Source organism: Micromonospora wenchangensis (assembly GCF_002210435.1).
Lineage (GTDB): Bacteria > Actinomycetota > Actinomycetes > Mycobacteriales > Micromonosporaceae > Micromonospora > Micromonospora wenchangensis.
The window spans coordinates 1-24155 of the sequence record NZ_MZMV01000046.1; the positions used below are offsets into that span (position 1 = coordinate 1).

The following is a 24155-nucleotide window of genomic DNA, read 5'->3' on the forward strand; positions in this document are numbered from 1 at the left end:
GGGGGGGGGGCAGCGCGGTGGGCAGGGAGCGCAGCGGACGGGACCGGGGCGGGGGGTCAGGCGGACTGCCTGATCACCAGCTCCGTCGGCAGCACCACCGCCCGCTCCACCTCGGCACCGTCGGCCAGGGCCAGCAGCAGCCGGGTCATCTTCCGTCCCAGCTCGACGATCGGCTGGCGCACGGTGGTCAGCGGTGGCTCGGTGTAGGCGGCCGTCTCGATGTCGTCGAAGCCGATCACCGCGACGTCGTCCGGCACCCGCCGGCCCGCCTCGTGCAGCGCCCGCAGAGCGGCGTGCGCCATCAGGTCGGAGGCGGCGAAGACCGCGTCCAGATCGGGGTACGCGGCGAGCAGCCGACGCATCGCGATGGTCCCCGACTCGCGGGTGAAGTCGCCGTACTCGATCATCTGCGGCAGGCCGGCGGCGACCACGGTGTCGCGGTAGCCGGCGAGCCGTTCGATGCCGGCGACCATGTCCTGCGGGCCGGCGATGGTGGCGATCCGGCGGCGACCGTTGTCGATCAGGTAGCGGGTCGCCCTGGCGACCCCGCCGATGTGGTCCACGTCGATGTAGGGCACGTCGGCGGCGTCCAGCGGCCGGCCGCTGCACACCACCGGGATGCCCAGCCGGGCGAGCCGGCCGGGCAGCGGGTCCTCCCCGTGCAGCGAGGCGAACAGCACCCCGTCGACGTGCCGGCCGGTGGTGTAGCGGGCGACCCGGTCGTGCCCGGCGGGCGAACCGGCCAGCATCAGCACGAGCTGCTTGTCGGCCGCCTCCAGTTCCTGGGCCGCGCCCCGGATGAGCCCGGGGAAGACCTGGTCGTCGGAGAAGACCCGGGTGGCCGCCTCCGGCAGCACCAGGGCGACCGAGTCGGTCCGCTGGGTGACCAGGCTGCGGGCGGCCAGGTTCGGCACGTACCCCAGCTCGGCCACCGCCCGGCGGACCGCCTCCTGGATCGGCTCGGCGACCGTGGTGGAGCCGTTCACCACCCGGGAGACCGTCGCCCGGGACACGCCGGCCTGCCGGGCGACCTCCTCCAGGGTGGGCCGCTGTGCCGCCGTCATACCCGCCACCACCACCTCGTCACAGCCCGTTCCGGGAGATCACCTCCTGGTACCACCGGGCGCTCGACTTCGGGGTGCGCCGCTGGTTCAGATAGTCGACGTGGACGATCCCGAACCGCTTCCGATAGCCCTCGGCCCACTCGAAGTTGTCCAGCAACGACCATACGAGATAGCCGCGCAGGTCGACTCCGCGGGAGATGGCCTCGTGCGCGGCCCGCAGGTGCCCGTCCAGGTAGGCGATCCGGTCGGCGTCGTGGATCCGGCCCGCCCCGCCCCCGTCGGAGGTGCCGCTGTCGTCGGGGAACGCGCCACCGTTCTCGGTGATCATCAGCGGGAGCCCCGGGTAGTCGGCGGCGAGCCGCACCAGTAGCCGGGTCAGCCCGGCCGGCTCGATCTGCCAGCCCATGTCGGACACCGGCCCGGTGGCGGGCAGGAACTCCACCGCCTGCTCGGTGCCCGGGTAGGCGCTGCTGCCCGCCCCGTCCGGGCGGCCCGCGACGTAGGTCGGCGAGTAGTAGTTGATGCCCAGCAGGTCCAGCGGCGCGGCGATGATCTTCTCGTCGCCGTCCCGGACGAACGTGGGCTCCACCATCCGGGCGACGTGTTCGAGCACGTCGGCCGGGTAGCCGGCCCCGGTCAGCGGGTCCAGGAAGATCCGGTTCTGGAGGCCGTCGACGAGACGCACCGCGGCGGCGTCGGCGGCGCTGGCCGGGTCGGCCGGCGCGACGTCCGCCGGGTTGAGGGTGATCCCGACCGTCCGCGCGCCGGCCGCCCGCAGCGCCCGTGCCGCCAGCCCGTGCCCCAGCAGCAGATGGTGTACGGCCCGGAACGCCGCCCCGGCGTCCTGCTCGCCGGGGGCGTGCACCCCGTTGCCATAACCCAGGTACGCCGAGCACCAAGGCTCGTTGAGCGTCGTCCAGGTGCGGATGCGGTCACCGAGCCGGGCGTGCACCGCCAGGGCGTAGTCGGCGAAGTGCTCGGCGGTCTCCCGGCTGGTCCAGCCGCCCCGGTCCTGCAACGTCTGCGGCAGGTCCCAGTGGTAGAGCGTGACGATCGGGTCGATGCCCCGGTCGAGCAGCGCGTCGGTCAACCGGTCGTAGAAGTCCAGGCCGCGCGGGTTGACCGGGCCGGTGCCGTCCGGCCTGATCCGGGGCCAGGCCACCGAGAACCGGTACGCGGCCAGCCCCAGCTCGGCCATCAGCGCCACGTCGTCGGCGTACCGGTGGTAGTGGTCGCAGGCGACGTCACCGGTGTGCCCGGCGAACACCTTGCCCGGCGTACGGCTGAAGGTGTCCCAGATGGACTCGCCGCGACCGTCGTCGCGGGCCGCGCCCTCGATCTGGTACGCGGCGGTCGCCGCGCCCCACACGAAGCCCTCCGGAAAACGAACCTCATTCACGCGGCTTTCTCCTTCGTTCGCGACTGCGGGGCTCGCAAACCCGGCTCACTCCTCGCGCTCACGCCTTAACCGCACCTTCCATGATGCCGCCGATGATCTGGCGGCCGAACACGACGAACACCAGCAGCAATGGCAGCGTCGCGATCGCCGTGCCGGTGAACACCTGCGACATGTCCTGGTAGTAACCGTCGGAGAGGGCCCGCAACGACAACTGCACGGTCGGATTCTCCGGGTCGTTGAGCACAGCGTACGGCCAGAGGAAGTCGTTCCAGGTCGTCATGAACGTGAGCAGGCCGAGGACGGCGGCGGCCGGGCGCAGCGCGGGCAGCACCACGTTCCAGTAGATCCGCAGCGTGTGGCAGCCGTCGACCCGGGCCGCCTCGATCAGCTCGGTGCTGACCGCCTGGGCCGCGTACTGACGCATCATGAACACGCCGAACCCGGTGACCAGGGCGGGGACGATCACCGCCGGCAGCCGGTCGTTCCAGTTCAGCTTGGTCATCAGCAGGTACAGCGGGATGACCCCGAGCTGGGTGGGCACCATCATGGTGGCGACGATGACCATGAGCAGGGCGTTGCGGCCCCGGAACCGCAGCTTGGCGAATGCGAACCCGGCGAGGGTGGAGAAGAGCACCACCGAGAAGGTGACGCTGACCGCGACGATCGTCGAGTTGACCAGGCCGGTGAGGAAGTGCGCGTCGGGGTTGGCGAACAGCCGGGTGATGTTCGCGCCGAGGTTGCCGCCGGGGGTGAGCGGTGGCGGCACCTGGCCCATCGCGTCGCTGCTGCGGCTGGCGACCACGAACATCCAGTAGATCGGGAAGATCGACAGCAGGGCGGTGAGCGTCAGCGCCGGGTAGGTGAGCCGGCCGGCCGACCAGATGCGGGTCATCGGTCCCCCTTGCGGGCGCCGCCGCCGAGCCGGCGCAGGATCAGTACGTTGATCGCCGCGACCACCGCGATCAGGGCGAAGAGCAGCCAGGCGACGGCCGAGCCGTAGCCGAAGTTGTAGTGCGGGGCGAAGGCGTTCTCGAACATGTACATGGTCATCGTCTGGGATTCGCGCAGCGGCCCGCCCCGGATCGCGTTGGTGCCGGAGTTGAACAGCCGGGGCTCGGTGAACAGTTGCAGTCCGCCGATGGTGGAGATGATCACCGCAAAGATGATCGTGGGTTTGAGCAGCGGCACGGTGATCGACCAGAACTGCCGGGCCCGGCCGGCCCCGTCGATCGAGGCGGACTCGTACAGGTCGCGGGGGATGGCCTGCATCGCGGCCAGGAAGATCAGCGCGTTGTAGCCGGTCCACCGCCAGTCGACCATGGCGGAGATGGCCGTCCAGGCGGCGAACCGGTTCGCCTTCCAGTCGATCGCGTCGACGCCGACCAGATCGAGCAGCCAGTTGATCATGCCGAACTCGCGGCCGAACAGCACCGCGAAGACGATCGCCACCGCCGCCGTCGAGGTGACGTTGGGCACCAGCACCGCCATCCGCCAGGTGGTCCGTGCCCGTAGCCGGCGGTTGAGCAGGTTGGCCAGCCAGAGGGCGGCGAGCAGTTGCGGCACCGTGGAGAGGACGAAGATGCCGAGGGTGTTCACCACCGAGTTCCAGAAGTCGGCGTCGGCCATCAGCTGGGTGTAGTTCTGCGCGCCCACGAAGGCCGGGTCCACCCCCAGCAGGTCCCAGTCGTGCAGCGACACCCAGAACGTGTACGCCAGCGGATAGAGCCCGAAGATCGCGAACAGCAGGAAGAACGGCGTCACGTACAGGTAGGGCGAGTACCTGACGTCGAGCCGGGCCAACCGGTGCTCCCGCTCCGGCCGTCTGCTCCGGGTCCGTACCGCCCCCGGCGGCGGACCGTCGACCTGAACAACCATCTCCCGTGCGTTTCCTCTCTGTCCCGGCCTGCACCCGCCCGCCCGTCGGGGGCGGAGTCGCGGCGTGGGCCCGCGACCCCGCCCCCGGACCGGGTTACTTGGCGGCGGCCTTGCGGGCGTTGGCGGTGGCGTCGGTCCAGCCCTGGGCGGGGTTGCGTTGACCCAGTTCGACGGTGCGCACGGCGTTCTCCACCTCGGTGCGGACGGCCTGGTTCTTGGGGCCCATGTAGACCGGCTTGAGGCTCTTCGCGCCAGCGGCGAAGATCTTGCCGACCGGGGCGTCGGAGAAGTACGCGTTGGTCGAGTTGACGATCGCCGGGTCCTCCAGCGCCTGCGGGGACGACGGCAGCGGCCCCTTCTCCTGGAACGCGCCGATCTGGCCCTTGGCGCTGGTCAGGAACTTGGCCAGTTCGATCGCCTCGGCCTGGTGCCGGCTCTGCTTCGGCACCGCCAGGTAGGAGCCGCCCCAGTTGCCGCCGCTGCCGGGCACCTGGGCGATGTCCCACTTGCCCTTGGCGTCGGGCCCGGCGTTGCCCTCGATCACCCCGGTCATCCAGGCCGGGCAGGCGATGGTGGCGAACTTGGCCTGCTTGAAGGCCGACACCCACTCCTCCGACCAGGCCCCGTACCGGCCGGAGAGGCCGGAGTCGATGATGTCGACGGTGGTGTCGTACGCCTGGCGTACCGCCGGGTTGCTGTCGACCACCAGCTTGTCGGTGGTGTCGTAGTAGCTGTAGCCGGTGGTGTTGCCGGCGGTCTGCAACAGGATGGTGTTGAAGGTGTTGGTGGCGGCGTCCAGGAAGGCCGCGCCGGTGTTCTTCGCCTTGAACTGCTCGCCGACCCGCACGTAGTCCTGCCAGGTGGGCCAGAGCTTGGACACGGCCTCCCGGTCGGTGGGCAGGCCGGCGGCGGCGAAGAGGTCCTTGCGGTAGCAGATCGCCATCCCGCCGACGTCGGTGCCGAGGCCGATGAGCTGCTTGCCGTCGGCGGTCAGCCCGCCGGTCCACTTCCACTCCAGGAAGTTGCCCTTGAGGTCGGCGGCCCCGTGGTCGAGCAGGTTGACGAAGTTCTGCGGGTTGGCCTTGTACTCGACCAGCAGCCCCTCCTCGATGGCTACCACGTCACCGGCGCCCTTGCCGGCGGCGAGCCACTGGGTGAGTTTGGGGGAGTACTCGTCGAGGTTGCCGCCGGTGCCCCGCTCCACGATCTTGATGCCGGGGTGGGCGGCCTCGTACTCCCGGTAGAGCTTCTCGTAGCCGAACTGGCCGAACACGTCGACGGTCAGCGTGACCGGGCCGCCGTCGGCGGCCCCGTCGTCGCCGCCGCAGGCGGTGGTGCCGAGCAGTGCGGTGACGGTGACCAGGGCGATCGCCGTGAGGCGGCGGCGGGAAAAGACACCCATCTGGGTCGGACCCCTCTCAGGTCGGTGGTGGGGTGGTGCGTGTATGCGCGGGCCACGTGAGGCGGCGGCCCGGACTCGATAGCGGTGAGAGAGCGCTCTCACGACAGGGTGGTGGGTCGATCGACTCCTGTCAAGAGAGCGCTCTCTCGGAGCATTGGCCGGGCCGGCACACACGAGAGCGGCCGCCCCCGGACGGGGACGGCCGCTCTGCGGTACGCGGACGCGGTGCGGGAGGTCAGCCCACCCGCAGGCCCTCCAGCAGGGAACGGTCCCCCGCCACCCCGAGGGTGTCGAAGCTGACCCGGCCCCACAGCGCCAGCAGCAGGTCGCTGGCCGAACCGGTGACCTGCACCCGGGCGTGGTGGTCGTCGTGCCCGAACACCGTCGCCGTGTCCAGCAGGGCCACCCCCTCGCCGCGCATCCGCAGGTACCAGTCCTGCGCGGCGTCCGTCGCGGTCAGGTGCACCACCCCCTGCCACTGCCCCCGGTTACGCCGACGACCGGACGGCAGCCAGGTGTCCAGCACCTCGCTCACCCCGTCGGCGGCGAGCTTCGCCTCGATCGGGTCACCGGCGGCGATGGCGAGCTGGGCGTCCCACCGGTGCACCGCGGTCTCGTGCGCCATCCGCCGGGCCCAGAACCCGGCCTTCTTCGGCTGCGGCGCCCAGTTCCACGCCGGGGCCTCCGGGTCGAGCGCGTCGAACAGGGTCATCAGCTGGTCGTACTGGTGCTGCCAGAGCTGGAGCGGCGTCACCCCGGCGGGCAGGTCGACGGTGTCGTCGCGACTGGCCGGCTGCGCGGTGTCCCCGGCGCCGGCGACCGAGTGCACCCAGTAGTAGAGACCGCCCAGGTGCACGGTGAGGTCTGCCACCGTCCACCCCGGGCAGGACAGCACCGGTGTCTCCGGCGGGGCCTCGGCGACGGCCGCGGCGAACGCCGGACCGTCGATCCGGAGCGCTCCCAACCAGAAGTCCTTCGTGGCGTGCAGTCTGCTCATCGCAATCCTCCCCGGGGTGACCCGGCGACCAGTGGGTGCCGCGGCTACCCCTCAGCCTAGGGTGAAAGGCGTGTCAGACGTCTACGCCAAACCGACAACGGACGCGCAACCCGCCGATCCGGCCGCCCTGGCGGAATACACCACCCTGCGGCTCGGTGGCCCCGCCGCCCGTTGCGTGACCGCCACCAGCGCCGACGAGATCGTCCACCGGGTCCGCGAGGCGCACCGGCGCGACGAACCGGTGCTGGTCCTCGCCGGCGGCAGCAACGTGGTCGTCGGGGACGCCGGCTTCCCCGGCACCGTCGTGCTGATCCGGTCGCGGGGCTACACCGTGGTCGCCGAGGACACCGACACCGTCACCGTACGGGTCGAAGCCGGCGAACCCTGGGACGACCTCGTCGCCGCCACCGTCGGCAACGGCTGGTCCGGCCTGGAGTGCCTCTCCGGCATCCCCGGCTCGGCCGGCGCCACCCCCATCCAGAACGTCGGCGCGTACGGCCAGGAGGTCGCCGAACGGATCACCGGCGTCCAGGTGTACGACCGCGCCGAGGACCGGCTCACCACCGTCGCCGCCGCCGACTGCGGCTTCGCGTACCGGGGGAGCATCTTCAAGTACAGCGACCGCTGGGTGGTGCTCTCGGTCGACTTCCGGCTGGACCGCTCGCCGCTGTCCGGGCCGGTCCGCTACGCCGAACTGGCCCGCTCGCTCGGCGTCGAGGTCGGTGACCGGGTGCCGCTGGCCGCCGCCCGGGACACCGTGCTGGGCCTGCGCGCCGGCAAGGGCATGGTGCTCGACCCCGCCGACCCGGACACCTGGTCGGTCGGCTCGTTCTTCACCAACCCGGTGCTCGACCGGGCGGCGTACGACCTGCTGCGCGAGCGCGCCGCCGACATCGGCGAACCCCCGTCCTGGCCCTGCCCCGGTGACCTGGTGAAGGTCAGCGCCGCCTGGCTGATCGACAAGGCGGGCTTCGCCAAGGGGCACCCCGGGCCGGGCGGCACCGCCATCTCCGGCAAGCACACCCTGGCCCTGACCAACCACAGCGGCACCGCCCGCACCGCCGACCTGATCGCCCTCGCCCGGGAGATCCGCGACGGCGTCCACACCCGCTTCGCCGTCCCCCTGCACCCCGAACCCGTCCTCGTCAACTGCACCCTCTGACCCACCCCGACCCCCGCCCTGGGTCAGGTGGGGGCGACGGTGGACCAGGGGAGGGTGAGTTCGCCGTGACGCCAGCGGTGGGGGCGGTCGAGGACGGGCCAACCGGTGGACCGCAGGGCGCCGACGGCGGTCAGCCAGCGTTGGCGGGGACCGAACGGAGCCAGCCCGGCGGCGGCCTGCCAGGCGTCGTCCAGGGCGTGCAGCAGGGCGTGGACGCGTTCGCCCGGCACGTTGTGGTGGATCAGCGCCTTCGGCAGGCGCTCGGCCAACCGGGCGGGGCTCTCCAGCGTGCTCAGCCGGGCGGCCAGGGTCAGCGTCCGGGGGCCGGTGGCGTCGACCAGCAGCCAGCCGGCCAGCCGGCCCAACTCGTCGCAGGTGCCCTCGACCAGCACCCCGCCCGGGGCGAGCCGGTCGGTGACCGTCCGCCAGGCGTCGGCCACCTCGCTCTCGTCGTACTGGCGGAGCACGTTGAACGCCCGGACCACGGTGGGCCGCAACCCGGCCAGTTCGAAGCCGCCCCGGGCGAACGTCAACCCCGGTGGGTCGGCGGCCGGCGCGGCGGCGGCCACCCGTACCGGATCGATCTCCAACCCGACCACCCGGACGTCGGCGCGGACCCGGGCGGCCAGCCGGTCCCGCAGCTCGACGGCGGTGACCGGGGTGGCGCCGTAACCGAGGTCCACCACCAGCGGGTCGGCGGCGGCCCGTAACCGGTCGCCGCAGGTCCCGACGATCCAGTTGTCGACCCGGCGGAGCCGGTTCGGGTTCGTCGTCCCCCGGGTCACCACCCCCACCGGCCGCTGCCGGCCCCGGTCAGCCATCCCGGGTCACTGCCCGACCCGGTGCACCTTGTGCTGGGCGGCCTGGGCCAGCGGGCGGACCACCAGACGGTCCACGTTGACGTGGTGCGGGAGGGTGGCGCACCAGGCGACGCACTCGGCGACGTCGGCGGCCACCAGGGGCCGCGCCACCCCGGCGTAGGTGGCGTCGGCCTTCGCCGCGTCCCCGCCGAAGCGGTTCAGGCTGAACTCCTCCGTCCGGACCATCCCGGGGTCGATCTCGACCACCCGGACGGGCCGGCCGCACAGCTCCAACCGCAGGGTGCCCGCCACGGCGGTCTGCGCGTGCTTGGCCGCGCTGTATCCGCCGCCGCCCTCGTACACGGTGAACCCGGCGGTGGACGAGACCACCACGACGGTCCCGGCGCCGGAACGCTCCAGGGCCGGCAGCAGGGCCTGGGTGACCCGCAGGGTGCCGAGCACGTTCACGTCGTACATCCATTGCCAGTCGGCGACCGAGCCGGTCTCCACCGGGTCCAGCCCACGCGCCCCGCCGGCGTTGTTGACCAGGACGGTGACCGGACCGGGGGCGTCGGCGGCGGCGCGGGCCAGCCCGGCCACCGACTCGTCCGAGGTGACGTCGCAGGCTACGGCGGTGGCGCTGCCGCCGGCCGCCGCGATCTCGGCGACCAGACCGGCGAGCCGGTCGGTGCGGCGGGCGGCGGCGAGCACGTGGAAACCCTCGGCGGCGAGCCGGCGGGCGGTGGCCGCGCCGATCCCGCTGGACGCCCCGGTGACGATCGCGACAGAGGTCATCAGGCCATTCTCACCCCGGCGGCGCGACCGGCCGTCCCGGGTCCCGTGATGAGGTCCGTCACGCCCACGGCCCGGGGCGAGGCATTTCCGAAGCCCGATGGGGAAGATTGCATCCGGCGTGAAGGTTGTCCGAGGAGCGCCGGTCGTGCGGGACGGCATCAACCGTGACAGAGGGAGCGGACGTGGCGGATCAGCACACCGGTGTCGGTCGTCAGCGAGGTGCCCTGCCGTGGCCCCGGCCCCGCCGGATCGCCACCCTGTCGGTGCACACCTCACCGTTGCACCAGCCGGGCACCGGCGACGCGGGCGGCATGAACGTCTACATCCTGGAGGTCGCCCGTCGGCTCGCCGAGGCGAACGTCGAGGTGGAGATCTTCACCCGGGCCACCTCCGGTGACCTGCCGCCGGTGGTGGAGATGGCCCCCGGGGTGCACGTCCGGCACGTCACCTCCGGCCCGCTGGAGGGGCTGACCAAGGAGGAGCTGCCCGGTCAGCTCTGTGCCTTCACCGCCGGGGTGCTGCGGGCCGAGGCGGCCCGCCCGCCGGGCCACTACGACCTGATCCACTCGCACTACTGGCTCTCCGGTCAGGTCGGCTGGCTGGCCAAGGAGCGCTGGGGGGTGCCGCTGGTGCACACCGCGCACACCCTGGCGAAGGTGAAGAACGCCCAGCTCGCCGCCGGTGACCGGCCGGAGCCGAAGGCCCGGGTGATCGGCGAGGAACAGGTGGTCGCCGAGGCCGACCGGCTGGTCGCGAACACCCGCGCGGAGGCCACCGACCTGATCGACAGGTACGCCGCCGACCCGTCCCGGGTGGCGGTCGTCGAGCCGGGGGTGGACCTGGCGCGGTTCCGGCCCGCCGCCGGGGACCGGGAGGCCGCCGCCCGCGCCGCCCGTCGCCGGCTGGGCCTGCCCACCGACGGGTACGTCGTCGCGTTCGTCGGCCGGATCCAGCCGTTGAAGGCCCCGGACGTGCTGGTCCGCGCGGTCGCCGCGTTGCGGGAACGCGACCCGGCCCTGGCCGACCAGGTGACCGTGGTGATCTGCGGCGGCCCGAGCGGCAGCGGCCTGGACCGGCCCACCTCGCTGATCGAGCTGGCCGGTTCGTCGGGGGTCGCCGACCGGGTGCGTTTCCTGCCGCCGCGCACCGGTGACGACCTGCCCGCCCTCTACCGGGCGGCCGACCTGGTGGCGGTGCCCTCGCACAACGAGTCGTTCGGGCTGGTGGCCCTGGAGGCGCAGGCCTGCGGCACGCCGGTGGTCGCCGCCGCCGTGGGTGGCCTGGTCACCGCCGTCCGGGACCAGGTCAGCGGCGTGCTCGTGCACGGCCACGACCCGACCGACTGGGCCCGTACGCTGGCCCGGCTGCTGCCCGACCGGGCCGGTCGGGAGGCGCTGGGTCGGGGGGCCGCCCGGCACGCCCGGAGCTTCTCCTGGGAACGCACCGTCTCCGGGCTGCTCGCCGTCTACGGCGAGGCGGTCACCGGGCACCGGGAGCGGCTGGCGGCCCGGCTGGCCGACGGTCCGGCGCTCACCGGCTCGTGGTGACCGGGCACCCCGCCCCTCGTCGCCGGGTGGGGCGGCCACGGCGGCCGTAGAGTGGGTCCGATGAGCGCGAAGAGCGAGCTGGCGGCCCTGATCGAGGCGGTCTGCACCGAACGGGAACTGGACTGGGAAGCCACCGGTGAGGGCTCGTACGCGGTCACCCTGCCCGGCACCCACAAGCTCAAGACGATCTGCAACCTGATCGTCGGCGAGCACGCGCTGCGGGTCGAGGCGTTCGTGATGCGCCAGCCCGACGAGCGGCGCGAGGAGCTGTGGGCGTGGCTGCTGCAACGCAACGCCCGGATGTACGGCGTGGCGTTCTCGATCGACGCGGTCGGGGACGTCTACCTCACCGGGCGGGTCAACCCGTCCGCCGTCGACGCCGACGAGCTGGACCGGCTGCTCGGCGCGGTGCTCAGCTACGCCGACGAGTCCTTCGACACGATGCTGGAGATCGGGTTCGGCAGTTCCATCCGCCGGGAGTGGGAGTGGCGGGTCAAGCGGGGCGAGTCGACCGCGAACCTGGCCGCCTTCGCCCACCTGTTCACCCCGTCCGCCGGAGGTTCGGACCGGTCCTGACGGGTATGCCGCAGCGCTGCGGCGCGGCAGTGTGGGACCCGCCGCAGGCCGAGGACGGACTGTCGAGGAGCGTGTCATGGCTCAGCGGAACAGCTCAGGTCGCGGCGCGACGGCGACCAGGACCACGCGTCAGGCCGGCAACCGGACCCCGAACACGCCGGGCATCTCCGAATCGGAGATCTCCCGGATGAGGGTCGACGAGATCCGGGGTCAGTTGCGTCGGCGGGGGGTCTCCGGGATCTCCGCGTTGCGCAAGCCGGAACTGGTGAAGGCGCTCGCACGGACGTTGCGCGCGGAGGGCCGGGCCGGCGGCGCCGCCCGCCGCAGCACCGGCCCGTCCGGTCGGGCACCCGCCCGCAGGAGCACGGCCGGGGCCGCGAAGGCCAAGGCCACCCCGTCGCGTACGCGGGCGAAGGCGACGCCGGCGAAGGCCGCCCGCGCCACGGGTGTACGCACCGGCCGGTCCACCTCCCGTTCGGTACGCTCCGCGCAGCTCATCACGTCTCCGGCGGACCGTCCGGAACGTCCCGGGCGCAGCCTGGTGACCACCAACCACCAGGTGATCCGGAACTGGGCCGCAGCCCGGGGCGCCAAGCCGGCGACCATCGCCGGCACCGAGCGCAACGGCCGGCCGGGGGTGCTCACCTTCGACATCCCGGGCTACCGGGAGAGCCGCCGGCTGCGTGTGGTGAGCTGGGAGGACTGGTTCCGGACGTTCGACTCCCGCAAGCTGAACCTGATCTTCCAGGAGCAGCTGCGGGACGGCCGGCCGAGCAACTTCTTCCGCACCGAGTCACCCGATCGGGAAGACGGCTGAGACGTTTGGCGGAATGGCTGCCGGGTAGCCGCGTGTTGGCAGTCACGGAGCCCGGAACGGCAGCAGCGGAGCGGGGACGGTCGGTGTTGTGACCGGCGAGACAGTGCTCGAAGGTTGAATCCGGAATCTGGGCGAACTAACTTTATTGCACCGCGTCACGCTCGGAAACGTTCGGGGGAGCGGCGGATCGATCAGATCCGTGCACCGAGCGGGACGCAATCGGGTGGATCACGCCGTTGGGGGACGGTGCCACCCGGGAACCGGCGGCGCGAGCGGGCGACGCTTACGGGGGTGAGGGTCGCCCGCCGCCGCCGGGCAGGCGGTACGAGCGCCCACCGCGACCATCGGTCGCCGGTGGGCGCTCTGCCGTTCACCGGCCTCCCGCGCACTTTCGGCCCTGTCCGGCCGATCCGGAAACCCCGCCCCGAACGTCACGGTGTCGCGGCACGTGGTGGAAGCAGCCCCGGCCCGGAGGCCGAATGGTGGTCGGTGCGCGTCCTTTCGGGTGGGGTTCGGTCGGGGCGGGTGGAAGGCCCGGTGGGGCTGCCCTGGGGCGTGAAACGTGGGTCGACGGTGGGGGTGGTGGGCGTACTCAGGCGGGGGTGCGGGCCCCGACCGGCTCGGCGGGTGCGGTCGCGGCGGCCTCGGCCGGCTGCGGGGCCGGCGGCTGGACGGCGGTGACCGGCACGACGGGAACCTCGGGGCGGCGCAGGCGGGCCGCCCGGCGTTCCCGGGCCGGCCCGGAGAGCAGGTGGGCCAGGGCGGTCGCCACGCCGATCGCGGCGCAGCCCAGCCAGAGCGTGGCGTTGCCGGCGTGCTCGCGCACCAGCCCGCCGAGCACCGGGGCGACCGCCCCGGCCACCTGCCAGGAGAGCGAGAAGACGCCCTGGTAGCGCCCGCGCAGCTCGGCGGGGGAGAGTTCGGCGATCAGGGTGGCGTTGGACGGGGAGTTGAGCATCTCGCCGAGCGTCCAGATCAGCACGGTCAGCCCGAAGAACCAGGCGGCGTCGGCGAACGCGGTCAGCCCGAAGCCGACCCCCATCACCACCGAGGCGAGGGCGAGCACGTGCGACCGGCTCCGCCCCCGGATCAGCCGGGGGACGAAGAGTTGCCCCACCACGATCAGCACCCCGTTGAGCGCGACCACCGAGCCGTAGGTGGCGGGAGACAGGCCGGCGTCGCCCATCGCGATCGGCAGCATCGAGATGTGCTGGAGGAAGACCAGCGCGCCGAACAGGTTGAGCACGACGAAGCCCAGGAACACCCGGTCGGCGGCGATGGTGCGCAGCGCGCCCACCCGGGGCGGCCCGCCGGCCCGGCCCGGCGCTCCCCCGGTGGCGACGGCCGTCGGACGGCGGGTCTCGCCGACCTTGACGAAGATGATCAGCGCGGTGACCAGGGTGGTGGCCGCGTCGACCACGAACAGCAGCAGGTAGCCGGCCTCGGCGGCGAGGCCGGCGAGCACGGCGGCGCAGGCGAAGCCCAGGTTGATCGCCCAGTAGTTGAGCGAGAACGCGCGCAGCCGGTCCCGCTCCGGCACCACGTCGATCATCATGGCCCCGAAGGCCGGCCGGGCCGCCTCGGCGAACATGCCGAGCAGCAGCGCGCCCACCGCGACCGCCCAGAGCGGCCGGGCGAAGCCGAGCGTCAGCATCATGGTGGCCGCGCCCAGGTGGGCGGTGAGCAGGGTGGGCCGTCGCCCCCACCGGTCGACCAGGGTGCCGCCCACGGTGGTGCCCACCGCGCCGCCGACCCCCCACAGGCCCATCACCAGGCCGGCCTGGGCGGCCGAGAAGTGGCGGGCCTGGGTCAGGTAGATGGCGAGGAAGACCAGCACGAACGAGCCGAGCCGGTTGATCAGGGTGCCCGTCCAGAGGTACCAGAAGGTCCTCGGTAGCCCACCGGTTGTCTCCCGGAACCAACCCCGCACCGTCCGCACGCCCGCGCCCCCGCTCAGGTAATGACCGCTGTCCTTGAAGCGCCTTACAACCTAGTTCCGGGGTCGGACACCGGTCATCCGTTTTTCCACGTGGTGGTCGTCACCACCACCGCCCGCGTGTCCCCGGACGCCGTGCGGCAGGATGATCGGCATGACTGCGAGCGAGGGGCCCACCGTCGGGACGCTGGTCCTGCTGCGGCACGGCGAGAGCGACTGGAACGCGAAGAACCTCTTCACCGGCTGGGTCGACGTCGACCTGACCGCCAAGGGCGAGGCGGAGGCGCGCCGCGGCGGCGAACTGCTGCGCGAGCACGACCTGCTGCCGGACGTGGTGCACACCAGCGTGATGCGCCGGGCGATCCGCACCGCCGAGCTGGCGCTGAACGCCGCCGACCGGCACTGGATCGCGGTGCGCCGGTCGTGGCGGCTCAACGAGCGGCACTACGGCGCCCTGCAGGGCAAGAACAAGAAGCAGACCCTTGACGAGTACGGCGAGGAGCAGTTCATGCTCTGGCGTCGCTCGTACGACACGCCGCCGCCGCCGATCGCCGACGACGACGAGTTCTCCCAGGTCGGTGACCCGCGGTACGCGCTGCTGCCGACCGAGCTGATGCCGCGCACCGAGTGCCTCAAGGACGTGGTGGCGCGGATGCTCCCGTACTGGTACGACTCGATCGTGCCGGACATCCTCGCCGGCCGCACCGTCCTGGTGGCGGCGCACGGCAACTCGCTGCGTGCCCTGGTCAAGCACCTCGACCAGATCTCCGACGAGGCGATCGCCAAGCTGAACATCCCCACCGGCATCCCGCTGCGCTACGACCTCGACCCGCAGCTGCGCCCGCTCACCCTGGGCGGGACCTACCTCGACCCGGCCGCCGCCAAGGAGGCCGCCGCCGCGGTCGCCAACCAGGGCCGCTGACCTGACGACAGGGCTCCCGGCCCGGCGACTCCGCCGGGCCGGGAGCCCTTCGCCGTCGTCGGGCGGCGCGGGTCAGCCAGCGGTGGGGGTGGTCTCCCCGGTGATCAGGTAGACCACCCGCTCACCGGCGTTGACCGCGTGGTCGGCGAACCGCTCGTAGAACCGGCCGAGCAGGGTGGCGTCGATGGCGGTCTCAACCCCGTACGGCCACTCGTCGCCGAGCAGGATGCCGAACAGGCTCTTGTGCAGGTCGTCCATGACGTCGTCGTCGCGGTCCAGTTCGGCGGCGATGTCGGCGTCGGGGGTGGCCAGCACCTTGCCGATCTTCTCGGCCATCCGGTCGGCGACCGAGGCCATGTCGGTGAAGACGGGCCGCAGCTCGGCCGGCACCGCCGGGGAGGGGTGCCGGCGCAGCGCGGTCTTCGCCACGTGGTCGGCCAGGTCGCCCATCCGCTCCAGATCGGCCGCGACGTGCAGGGCGGTGATCATCGCGCGCAGGTCGGAGGCGACCGGCGCCTGCCGGGCGAGCAGGTCGCAGACCCGCTCCTCGACGTGCTGGTAGAGGTCGTCGATCTCGGCGTCCCGCGCGATCACGGCCTCGGACGCCTCGCGGTCGGCGGTCAGCAGGCCGCGGGTGGCCTGGCGCATCGCGGCGCGTACGCCGTCGGCCATGTCCACCAGCAGTTGGCTGACGATCTGCAGGTCGGCCCGGAACTCGTCGCGCATCGTCACTTCCTGGGGTCGGTGCCGCCGGTGGTCGGAGGGACCGCTGGCGTACGGGTTGAGCAGGTGCGCGACCCACCGTAGGCGGGGGCGACGGGAGCCCAGATGAACCCGGATGAACGACGCGGGGCCCGGGAGTGAATTTCTGCCAAAGCGAGTGTGGTTCGTCCTGTTATGGGCGATAGCCAGGTTAACAATGACCCTACGATCGCCGGGTGGAATGGGCGGTGGCGATCGTGGTGGCCCTGGTGACCGGACTGGTCGCCGGGCTGCTGCTGGCGCGGCCCGTCCAGACCTGGCGACGCCGCGCGGCGTCGTCCGGGGGCGAGGGCCCCCACGGGGACCTGGGGAGGCGTGCGATTCCCGACGACCAGTCCGGCGGGCTGACCGGGCTCGGCCGCAAGACCATCGACTCGCTGCGCGCCGGTGTCGTGGTGCTCGGCCCGGACGACGTTCCGGTGCTGGTGAACCCGGCAGCACGGGCGATGGGACTGCTCCGTACCGGTGCCACCCCCGGCTCCATCGCGGCCCACCCGCTGATCCGTACCCTCGCCGGGCAGGTCCGGCGGACCGGGGTGCGGCGCGAGATCGAACTCGACCTGCCCCGTGGCCGCGACAACGCCGGGGAGAACCCGCTCGGCGTGCACCTGCGGGCGATGGGCATCGGCGGCGGGTACATCGCCGTCGAAGCGGCCGACGTGACCGAGTCGCACCGGCTGGCCCGGGTCCGGCGGGACTTCGTGGCCAACGTCAGCCACGAGCTGAAGACCCCGATCGGGGCGCTGCAACTGCTCGCCGAGGCGCTCGTCGACGCCACCGAGCCGGCCGACGGCGCACCCGACCTCTCCGAGGACATGCTGGCCGCCCGCCGGTTCGCCGAGCGCATCCAGCACGAGTCGACCCGGCTCGGCCGGCTGGTGCAGGAGCTGCTGGAGCTGACCCGGCTCCAGGGCGCCGAGCCGCAACCCGCGCCGGAACCCGTCGCGGTCGACTGGGTGATCGCCGAGGTGCTCGACCGCACCCGCACCTCGGCCACCGCCCGCCGGGTCCAGGTGGTCACCGAGGGGCAGCGGGGCCTGACCGCGTACGGCAGCGACAGCCAGCTCGCCACCGCCGTGTCCAACCTGGTGGAGAACGCGATCACCTACTCCGGCGAGGACACCACCGTGCGGGTCGTCACCCGGGCCGACGACGACCACGTCACGGTCTCCGTCACCGACCAGGGCATCGGCATCGCCCCCACCGACGTCGACCGGATCTTCGAGCGGTTCTACCGGGCCGACCAGGCCCGGTCCCGCGCCACCGGTGGCACCGGCCTCGGCCTGGCCATCGTCAAACACATCGCCAGCAACCATGGCGGCCGGGTGGAGGTGGCGAGCACCCTGGGTGGGGGGTCGACGTTCACCCTCCGGCTACCCGCCAGCCCTCCGGACGCCCTGGAGTCGCTACTGCCGTCCGCTGGTATCGAGCCCGGCCCGACCGACCCTGCGCCGGGCCTGACCGTAGGAAAGGAAACACCCCGTTGAGCCGCGTACTGGTGGTCGAGGACGAGGAGTCGTTCTCCGACGCCCTGTCGTACATGCTCCGCAAGGAGGGTTTCGAGGTCTCCGTCGCCGCGACGGGCACCTCCGCCCTCACCGAGTTCGACCGGACCGGCGCGGACATCGTGCTGCTCGACCTGATGCTCCCGGAGATGTCCGGGACGGAGGTCTGCCGGCAGTTGCGGCAGCGCTCGCACGTGCCGATCATCATGGTGACCGCCCGGGACAGCGAGATCGACAAGGTGGTCGGGCTGGAGATCGGCGCCGACGACTACGTCACCAAGCCGTACTCGCCCCGGGAGCTGGTGGCCCGGATCCGGGCGGTGCTGCGCCGGCAGAGCCCCGAGGTGACCGAGTCGGGGGCCCCGACGCTTGCCGCCGGCCCGGTCCGGATGGACATCGAACGGCACGTGGTGACCGTCGACGGGGCGGCCGTGCAGCTCCCGCTCAAGGAGTTCGAGCTGCTGGAACTGCTGCTGCGCAACGCCGGCCGGGTGCTCACCCGGGGGCAGCTCATCGACCGGGTCTGGGGAGCCGACTACGTCGGTGACACCAAGACCCTCGACGTGCACGTCAAGCGGCTGCGTTCCAAGATCGAACCGGAGCCGTCCGCGCCCCGGTTCATCGTCACCGTGCGCGGGCTGGGCTACAAGTTCGAGCCGTAGGCCGGCACACCGTTCACCCCTGCGGGCTGGCCGGGTGCGGGGCGATCTGACCCTGGCCCAGCCGGGCCGCGCACAGCTCGGCCAGCTTCGCGTACGCGGGCGCGCCGACCAGCGCGGTCAGCTCCGGGCCGTACGACAGGTACATCGGCTCGGTGCCGACGTGCGCGTCGGTCGACGAGGTGCACCACCAGTCCAGATCGTGCCCGCCTGCGCCCCAGCCCCGCCTGTCGAACTCGGCGAGCGTCGACACCAGCACCTTCGTGTCGTCGGGGCGGGTGGTCCACTCCTGGTCCCGGCGGATCGGCAGCTGCCAGCAGACGTCCGGCTTGTACTCCAACGGGTGCACGCCGTCGCGCAGCGCCTGGCCGTGCAGCGCGCACCCGCCCCCGCCGGGGAAGTCGGCGTCGTTGAGGAACACGCACGGCGCGTCCTCGCCCCGGGTGGCGGTCCGCCGGGCCGGGTTCTTGCCGTCGATCGTGTCGGTCGCGGTCCAGTTCTTCGTACCCTTGCGGAAGTGCTGCCAGGTCTGCGGGGTGAGCCGTTTGACGGCCGCCCGGACCCGCTTCTCGTCGTCGCCGTCGGTGAAGAACGCGCCGTGCGAGCAGCACCCGTCGGCGGCCCGCCCGGCGACGATCCCGTGGCAGCCCCGGCCGAAGACGCACGTCCAGCGGGACAGCAGCCAGGTGAGGTCGGCGCGCACCAGGTGCCGCTCGTCGGCCGGGTCGACGAACTCGATCCACTCCCGGGGGAAGTCCAGACCGACCTCCCGGCTGCGGGGGTCGTCGGGGCCGTCCACCAGCACGTGCAGCTCCACCTGGCTCGTCACCCGGCCCAGCGTACGCGTGAGTGAACCCGCCGGCCGGCGTGCCGTCGAAACGCGGTGGCCCTAGGGTCTTCTCATGCGGCTGGGTGTGCTCGACGTCGGTTCCAACACGGTGCATCTGCTGGTGGTCGACGCCCACCACGGCGCGCACCCGTGGGCCGCGCACTCCGAGAAGGTGGTGCTGCGGCTGGCCGAGCAGATCGGCCCCGACGGCGCGCTCACCCGGGCCGGCGCGGACGGGCTGGTCCAGGCGGTCGGGGCGGCCCGCGCGTCGGCCACCGCGCTGGCCGCCGACGACCTGCTGGCGTTCGCCACCAGCGCGGTGCGCGACGCCACCAACGCCGCCGAGGTGCTGACCCGGGTCCGCGAGGAGACCGGGGTACGGCTGGAGGTGCTCTCCGGGGCGGACGAGGCGCGGGCGACGTTCCTCGCGGTCCGGCGCTGGTTCGGCTGGTCGGCGGGGCGGCTGCTGGCGATGGACATCGGCGGTGGCTCGCTGGAGCTGGCCGCCGGCATCGACGAGGACCCGGAGGTGGCGGTGTCGCTGCCGCTGGGTGCCGGCCGGTTGAGCCGGGAACGCCTGCACGTCGACCCGGCCGGGTCGACCCCACCGACCGCCGAGGCCGTCGAGGAGCTGCGCGAGTACGTCGACGCGCAGCTCGACCCGGTGGTGGAGAAACTGGCCGGGGTCGGCTGGGAACGGCCGGTCGCCACCTCGAAGACCTTCCGGACGCTGGCCCGGCTGGCCGGGGCGGCCCCCTCCTCGGCGGGCCTGTGGGCGCGGCGCAGCCTCACCCGCACGGGGCTGCGGCAGGTGCTGGGGTTCGTCAGGCACATCCCGCCGGCCCAGTTGCCCGAGCTGGAGGGGGTGAGCGCCGGTCGGGCGCACCAGCTGCTGGCCGGGGCGGTGGTGGCCGAGGCGGTGCTGCGCCGGTTCGACGTGCCGGCGGTGGACATCTGCCCGTGGGCGCTGCGTGAGGGCGTCATCCTCAGACGGTTGGATCAGCTCGAACCGATGTGACGTACGCCGGTCGTTGCGCGGCTTTTGCCGCTGCTCGTCCGGAACTGTGGTGGCGGGCCGGGCTACCCTCGGGGATGTGACTTCCCGCGTCCCGGTGCTCCTGTCCAGTTCCTCGGTCTTTCCTGAGCGGACCGCGGCGGCGTTCCAGCTCGCCGCGGCACTCGGCTACGACGGGGTCGAGGTGATGGTCTGGACCGACGCCGTCAGCCAGGACGCCGGGGCGCTGCGCGGCCTCGCCGAGCACTACGGCGTCCCGGTGCTGTCGGTGCACGCCCCCTGCCTGCTCGTCACCCAGCGGGTGTGGAGCCCCGACCCGTGGGAACGGCTGCGGCGGGCCGCCGAGCTGGCCGACACGCTGGAGGCGCCCACGGTGGTGGTGCACCCGCCGTTCACCTGGCAGCGCGACTACGCCCGCAACTTCGCCGACGGGCTGCGCACCGTCGCCGACCGGTTCACCGGGCTGCACTTCGCGGTGGAGAACATGTACCCGGTGCGGATGGCCGGCCGGCAGTTCGTGCCGTACGTGCCCGGCTGGGACCCGACCGAGGTCGGCTACCCCGCGTACACCCTCGACCTGTCGCACTGTGCCGCGTCGCACAGCGACCCGCTGGCGATGGCCGACCGGATGGGTGCCGGCCTGGCCCACGTCCACCTCGGCGACGGCACCGGCGAGGGCCGCGACGAGCACCTGGTGCCCGGCCGGGGCACCCAACCCTGCGCCGAACTGCTGCGTTCCCTGGCCGGACGCGGCTTCACCGGCTCGGTCGCGGTGGAGGTCACCACCCGGGGCGCCAGGAGCCGCGCCGTCCGCGAGGCCGACCTGCGCGAGTCCCTCGCCTTCGCCCGAGCCCACCTCACCGCCCCCACCCCCCTCAACGCCTGACCCTGCCTCGCCCGCCCCGCCCCGGTGAGTGGGGTTCAGGGGACCGGGGTGAGGGTGGGTTGTTCGGCGGCGCGCTTGCGGGCGCGGTGGGCGGCCACGTGCGAGCGGGTGGCGCAACGCTCCGAGCAGAACCGGCGGCAGCAGTTCGACGAGGTGTCCAGGTAGACGTTTCCGCAGCGTTCGTCGGCGCAGACCCCGAACCGGGCGCTGCCGTACTCGCAGAGCCACACCGACAGGCCCCACGCCGCCCCGGCCAGGTATTCGGCGCTGACCGACGCGCCCCGGCTGGTCACGTGCATGTGCCAGTCGCTGGAGTCGTGGCCGGAGATGCGCGGCTGCACCGGGAACGCCTCCAGCAGGGCGTTCAGCTCGGCCACCGCCTGGGCGTCGCGCCCCGAGGTGCCGTACTCGAAGACGTCGCGCAACCGCTTCTGCGCCCGTCGGAAGACCGCCAGGTCCCGGTCGGCCACCTCGTCGCGCATCCACGCGTTCTCGTCCGGAATGAGGGCCCGCAGGTCGTCGAGGTCGTCCAGGTGGGCGTTGACGAGGTCAACCCCGGTCCTGGCGTACGCGTCGAAGTTCACCCGACCAACGGTAGACGACTCACGCGGCACGCGGCGCGTCGATGTAGTGCGGCAGGAAGCGCGCGTAACCGTCGGTGATCAGACTTTCGCTCTCCCGGATGCCGACACCTGCGGACTCGCCGTCGACGATCCAGCTACCGAGCACCATCCGACCCCCGTCGAACTGCGGCAACGGCCGGAACTCCTGATAGCAGAAACCCTCGTCGCCATAGATGCCGGGATTGCTGATCTCCGTGTCGCCGGTCACGATGCGTACCGAACCACCCTCCCGGCCGAGCAGCGGCTTCGCCACGTACTCCGGCATCCCGCGCGGCGAGTCCAGGTACGCCGGCAGCAGGTACTCGTGCCCGGGGAACAGCTCCCAGAGCACGGCCAGCAGCGCCTTGTTCGACAGCAGCAGCTTCCAGGCCGGTTCGATCCAGGTGGTCGGCGTGCCCGGCTCCAGCGCCGGCCGGCCGTACGGCTCGGCCAGCATCCACTCCCAGGGGTAGAGCTTGAAGCAGGTGGTGACCGGCCGGTCGGCGGCGTCGACGAAGCGCCGGCCGTCCCACCCGACGTGCTGGATCGGCAGCAGGGTCACGTCCAGCCCGGCCTGCCGGGCCGTCTCGGCCAGGTAGCCGGCGGTGATCTGGTCCTCGCCCGACTCCTCCTCGTTGGACCAGCACACGTGCACCCGCCGGTCGTGCAGCCCCGCCCCGATCTTGGCCCACGCCCCGACCAGCCGCTCGTGCAGGCTGTTCCACTGGTCGGCGTCGGGCCGGGTGTCCTCCAGCCAGTACCACTGCACGATGCTCGCCTCGACCAGGGCGGTCGGGGTGTCGGCGTTGTACTCCAGCAGCTTCGGCGGCCACGAGCCGTCGTAGGCGAGGTCGAACCGGCCGTACAGGGTGGGCGGGCGCTCGTGCAGCGACCGGGCGACCGCCTGCGCCGCCCAGGCAGGGATGCCGAACTCGGCGTACCGGTTGCGGGCCACCACGTGCTCGGCGGCGGCCACCGACATCCGGTGCAGCTCCTCGGTCGCCTCCTCCAGCCGCAGCACCTCGTCGAGGTCGAAGGCGTACGCGGCGGACTCGTCCCAGTACGACATGATCTCGCCGTCGGGCAGTTCGGTGTCGACGTACACCAGGCCCTGGGTGCGGATCACCGCGTCGGAGTCCGGGCGGGGGGTGACCCGCTCCCGGCGCACCGTCAGCCGCCGCAGGAGGCGAGATGGGTGCCGAACCCGCCGCGCTCCGGCAGCGCGCCGGCCACCGGGTCGGGCGCGGCGGCCCGGGGGTCGATGCCGACGGTCGGCACCTGCATGGCGAGCGCCACGGTGTCCCCGCCACCGACCGGCCCGAGGGCGCAGTCGTCATCGTCGTCGTCGGAGGTGAGGTTGCAGCCGGAGAGGGCGAGTGCCAGCGCGGTGAGCGCGCCGAGCTGCACGGAGGCCGACCGCAGCCGGCGGCGGGGGTGTCGTTCCACGTTCATGGTTGTAACTGATCCACGCCACCGGCGCGTCCCCTGACCGGCCCGCTGCCGTGGCCGGAACCGGCCCGCTGCCGTGGCCGGAACCGGTCCGCCCCGCCGCCGGGCGCGGCCGCACCGTCGGGCGTTACGCTCGGCTCATGCTCCGTTCCGTCATCCTCGCCGCCTCCCGGTCATCCCAGGTCGAGCGGCTCGTCGCGACGGCCCCGCTCACCCGGGACGTCGTCCGCCGGTTCGTCGCCGGCACCGGCACCGACGACGCGTTGCGCGCCACCCGCGAACTCGTCGCCGACGGCCTCCGGGTCACCCTCGACAACCTCGGCGAGGACACCGTCACCGCAGAGCAGGCCACCGCCACCCGGGACGAGTACCTCGCCCTGCTGCGGGCGCTCGACGCCGCCGGGCTCGCCCCGGCCGCCGAGGTGAGCGTGAAGCTCTCCGCCCTCGGCCAGCGCTTCGACGAGCGGTTGGCCTACGACAACGCGCGGGCGATCTGCGTGGCGGCCGACGAGGCGGGCACCACGGTCACCCTGGACATGGAGGACCACACCACCACCGACTCGACCCTGGACACGCTGGTCAAGCTGCGTAAGGACCACCCGTCGACCGGCGCGGTGCTCCAGGCGTACCTGCGGCGGACCGAGTCGGACTGCCGGGAGCTGGCCGGTGCCGGGTCGCGGGTCCGGTTGTGCAAGGGCGCGTACGCCGAGCCGGAGTCGGTGGCGTACCAGTCGGCCCGCGAGGTGGACAAGTCGTACGTGCGCTGCCTCAACGTGCTGATGTCCGGGGCGGGCTACCCGATGCTGGCGACCCACGACCCGCGCCTGATCGCCATCGGCGAGGACCGGGCCCGCTGGTTCGACCGGGGGCCCGACGAGTTCGAGTTCCAGATGCTGTATGGCATCCGCCCCGAGGAGCAGGCCCGGCTGGCCGGCGAGGGCTACACGGTGCGCACCTACCTGCCGTACGGGGAGGACTGGTACGGCTACCTGATGCGCCGTCTCGCCGAGCGTCCCGCGAACCTGGTCTTCTTCGGCCGGGCCCTGGCCTCGAAGAAGTAGGCCACCGGGAACACCAGGTCACGACCGGGTGAACGACGCCTGGAGCGCGATCAGTTGTGGGAAGGGATCGCGCAGGTCACAGCCGCCCCGCTACC

The 24155-nt window shown here is 72.7% G+C and carries 24 protein-coding genes; 10 read left to right on the top strand and 14 right to left on the bottom strand.

Features of this window, described 5'->3' with window-relative positions:
* Positions 1-56: 56 nt before the first annotated feature.
* The 6 genes from B5D80_RS23425 to B5D80_RS23450 form a co-directional block, all read right to left on the bottom strand.
* Positions 57-1064 (bottom strand): LacI family DNA-binding transcriptional regulator, encoded by a 1008-nt coding sequence (locus B5D80_RS23425; protein WP_088646085.1) that lies wholly within the window; start codon positions 1062-1064, stop codon positions 57-59.
* A 19-nt stretch (positions 1065-1083) separates the two neighbouring features.
* A complete protein-coding gene (locus B5D80_RS23430) occupies positions 1084-2463 on the bottom strand; it encodes a GH1 family beta-glucosidase (RefSeq protein ID WP_088646086.1) in 1380 nt (459 codons plus the stop codon).
* 58 nt (positions 2464-2521) lie between these two features.
* Positions 2522-3355: a carbohydrate ABC transporter permease gene (locus B5D80_RS23435; protein WP_088646087.1), complete on the bottom strand. Its 834-nt coding sequence runs from the start codon at positions 3353-3355 to the stop codon at positions 2522-2524.
* Positions 3352-4338 (bottom strand): carbohydrate ABC transporter permease, encoded by a 987-nt coding sequence (locus tag B5D80_RS23440; protein ID WP_088646088.1) that lies wholly within the window; start codon positions 4336-4338, stop codon positions 3352-3354. Before B5D80_RS23440 ends, B5D80_RS23435 begins: the two co-directional genes overlap by 4 nt.
* A gap of 94 nt (positions 4339-4432) precedes the next feature.
* Positions 4433-5740, bottom strand: coding sequence for an ABC transporter substrate-binding protein (locus B5D80_RS23445; RefSeq protein WP_088646089.1), 1308 nt, complete (start codon positions 5738-5740; stop codon positions 4433-4435).
* A 235-nt stretch (positions 5741-5975) separates the two neighbouring features.
* Positions 5976-6737: a maleylpyruvate isomerase family mycothiol-dependent enzyme gene (locus B5D80_RS23450; RefSeq protein WP_088646090.1), complete on the bottom strand. Its 762-nt coding sequence runs from the start codon at positions 6735-6737 to the stop codon at positions 5976-5978.
* A gap of 70 nt (positions 6738-6807) precedes the next feature.
* Here B5D80_RS23450 and B5D80_RS23455 point away from each other — a divergent pair, with 70 nt between their 5' ends.
* A complete protein-coding gene (locus B5D80_RS23455) occupies positions 6808-7899 on the top strand; it encodes a UDP-N-acetylmuramate dehydrogenase (RefSeq protein ID WP_088646091.1) in 1092 nt (363 codons plus the stop codon).
* A gap of 23 nt (positions 7900-7922) precedes the next feature.
* Here the strand turns inward: B5D80_RS23455 and B5D80_RS23460 are convergent, their stop codons facing one another.
* On the bottom strand, positions 7923-8720 hold the full coding sequence (locus B5D80_RS23460; protein WP_088646092.1) for an SAM-dependent methyltransferase: 798 nt from the start codon (positions 8718-8720) through the stop codon (positions 7923-7925).
* Between the two features lie 6 nt (positions 8721-8726).
* Positions 8727-9494, bottom strand: coding sequence for an SDR family oxidoreductase (locus B5D80_RS23465; protein WP_088646093.1), 768 nt, complete (start codon positions 9492-9494; stop codon positions 8727-8729).
* A 182-nt stretch (positions 9495-9676) separates the two neighbouring features.
* Between B5D80_RS23465 and mshA the strand changes: the two genes are divergently transcribed.
* The 3 genes from mshA (at position 9677) to B5D80_RS23480 (ending at position 12434) form a co-directional block, all read left to right on the top strand.
* Positions 9677-11041 carry a D-inositol-3-phosphate glycosyltransferase gene (gene mshA, locus B5D80_RS23470; RefSeq protein ID WP_088646094.1) on the top strand — a complete coding sequence of 455 codons (1365 nt, stop codon included), beginning with the start codon at positions 9677-9679 and terminating at the stop codon, positions 11039-11041.
* 60 nt (positions 11042-11101) lie between these two features.
* On the top strand, positions 11102-11617 hold the full coding sequence (locus B5D80_RS23475; RefSeq protein ID WP_088646095.1) for a type III secretion system chaperone family protein: 516 nt from the start codon (positions 11102-11104) through the stop codon (positions 11615-11617).
* A 76-nt stretch (positions 11618-11693) separates the two neighbouring features.
* A complete protein-coding gene (locus tag B5D80_RS23480; RefSeq protein WP_088646096.1) occupies positions 11694-12434 on the top strand; it encodes a hypothetical protein in 741 nt (246 codons plus the stop codon).
* Between the two features lie 592 nt (positions 12435-13026).
* Here the strand turns inward: B5D80_RS23480 and B5D80_RS23485 are convergent.
* Positions 13027-14373, bottom strand: a complete 1347-nt coding sequence (locus B5D80_RS23485; RefSeq protein ID WP_088646097.1) for an MDR family MFS transporter — start codon at positions 14371-14373, stop codon at positions 13027-13029.
* A gap of 151 nt (positions 14374-14524) precedes the next feature.
* Here B5D80_RS23485 and B5D80_RS23490 point away from each other — a divergent pair, with 151 nt between their 5' ends.
* The gene (locus tag B5D80_RS23490; protein WP_088646098.1) at positions 14525-15292 is read left to right on the top strand and encodes a phosphoglyceromutase; all 768 of its coding nucleotides are present in this window, start codon (positions 14525-14527) and stop codon (positions 15290-15292) included.
* A 72-nt stretch (positions 15293-15364) separates the two neighbouring features.
* On the opposite strand, the gene phoU is transcribed toward B5D80_RS23490, so the two are convergent.
* Positions 15365-16018, bottom strand: coding sequence for a phosphate signaling complex protein PhoU (gene phoU / locus B5D80_RS23495; RefSeq protein ID WP_088646099.1), 654 nt, complete (start codon positions 16016-16018; stop codon positions 15365-15367).
* A 212-nt stretch (positions 16019-16230) separates the two neighbouring features.
* Between phoU and B5D80_RS23500 the strand changes: the two genes are divergently transcribed.
* Both B5D80_RS23500 and B5D80_RS23505 read left to right on the top strand, forming a co-directional pair.
* On the top strand, positions 16231-17541 hold the full coding sequence (locus B5D80_RS23500; protein ID WP_088646100.1) for a sensor histidine kinase: 1311 nt from the start codon (positions 16231-16233) through the stop codon (positions 17539-17541).
* Complete coding sequence (locus B5D80_RS23505; protein ID WP_067314784.1) at positions 17538-18221, top strand: response regulator transcription factor; 684 nt, start codon at positions 17538-17540, stop codon at positions 18219-18221. Before B5D80_RS23500 ends, B5D80_RS23505 begins: the two co-directional genes overlap by 4 nt.
* A gap of 13 nt (positions 18222-18234) precedes the next feature.
* Here B5D80_RS23505 and B5D80_RS23510 read toward each other — a convergent pair whose 3' ends face one another.
* The gene (locus B5D80_RS23510; RefSeq protein ID WP_211291622.1) at positions 18235-19047 is read right to left on the bottom strand and encodes a DUF3109 family protein; all 813 of its coding nucleotides are present in this window, start codon (positions 19045-19047) and stop codon (positions 18235-18237) included.
* Between the two features lie 73 nt (positions 19048-19120).
* Here B5D80_RS23510 and B5D80_RS23515 point away from each other — a divergent pair, with 73 nt between their 5' ends.
* Positions 19121-20065: a Ppx/GppA phosphatase family protein gene (locus B5D80_RS23515; protein WP_088646101.1), complete on the top strand. Its 945-nt coding sequence runs from the start codon at positions 19121-19123 to the stop codon at positions 20063-20065.
* Positions 20066-20141: 76 nt separating this feature from the next.
* Positions 20142-20948: a sugar phosphate isomerase/epimerase family protein gene (locus B5D80_RS23520; RefSeq protein WP_211291623.1), complete on the top strand. Its 807-nt coding sequence runs from the start codon at positions 20142-20144 to the stop codon at positions 20946-20948.
* A 35-nt stretch (positions 20949-20983) separates the two neighbouring features.
* On the opposite strand, the gene B5D80_RS23525 is transcribed toward B5D80_RS23520, so the two are convergent.
* Genes B5D80_RS23525 through B5D80_RS23535 form a run of 3 tightly spaced genes read right to left on the bottom strand, consistent with a single transcriptional unit; the run spans position 20984 to position 22996 of the window.
* Positions 20984-21532: a CGNR zinc finger domain-containing protein gene (locus B5D80_RS23525; protein ID WP_088646103.1), complete on the bottom strand. Its 549-nt coding sequence runs from the start codon at positions 21530-21532 to the stop codon at positions 20984-20986.
* A gap of 19 nt (positions 21533-21551) precedes the next feature.
* Positions 21552-22718 carry a glutathionylspermidine synthase family protein gene (locus B5D80_RS23530; RefSeq protein ID WP_088646104.1) on the bottom strand — a complete coding sequence of 389 codons (1167 nt, stop codon included), beginning with the start codon at positions 22716-22718 and terminating at the stop codon, positions 21552-21554.
* A 2-nt stretch (positions 22719-22720) separates the two neighbouring features.
* A complete protein-coding gene (locus B5D80_RS23535; RefSeq protein WP_245854933.1) occupies positions 22721-22996 on the bottom strand; it encodes a hypothetical protein in 276 nt (91 codons plus the stop codon).
* 143 nt (positions 22997-23139) lie between these two features.
* Between B5D80_RS23535 and B5D80_RS23540 the strand changes: the two genes are divergently transcribed.
* Entirely contained in the window at positions 23140-24060 is a 921-nt protein-coding gene (locus tag B5D80_RS23540; protein WP_088646128.1) for a proline dehydrogenase family protein, read from the top strand.
* Positions 24061-24155: the final 95 nt, after the last annotated feature.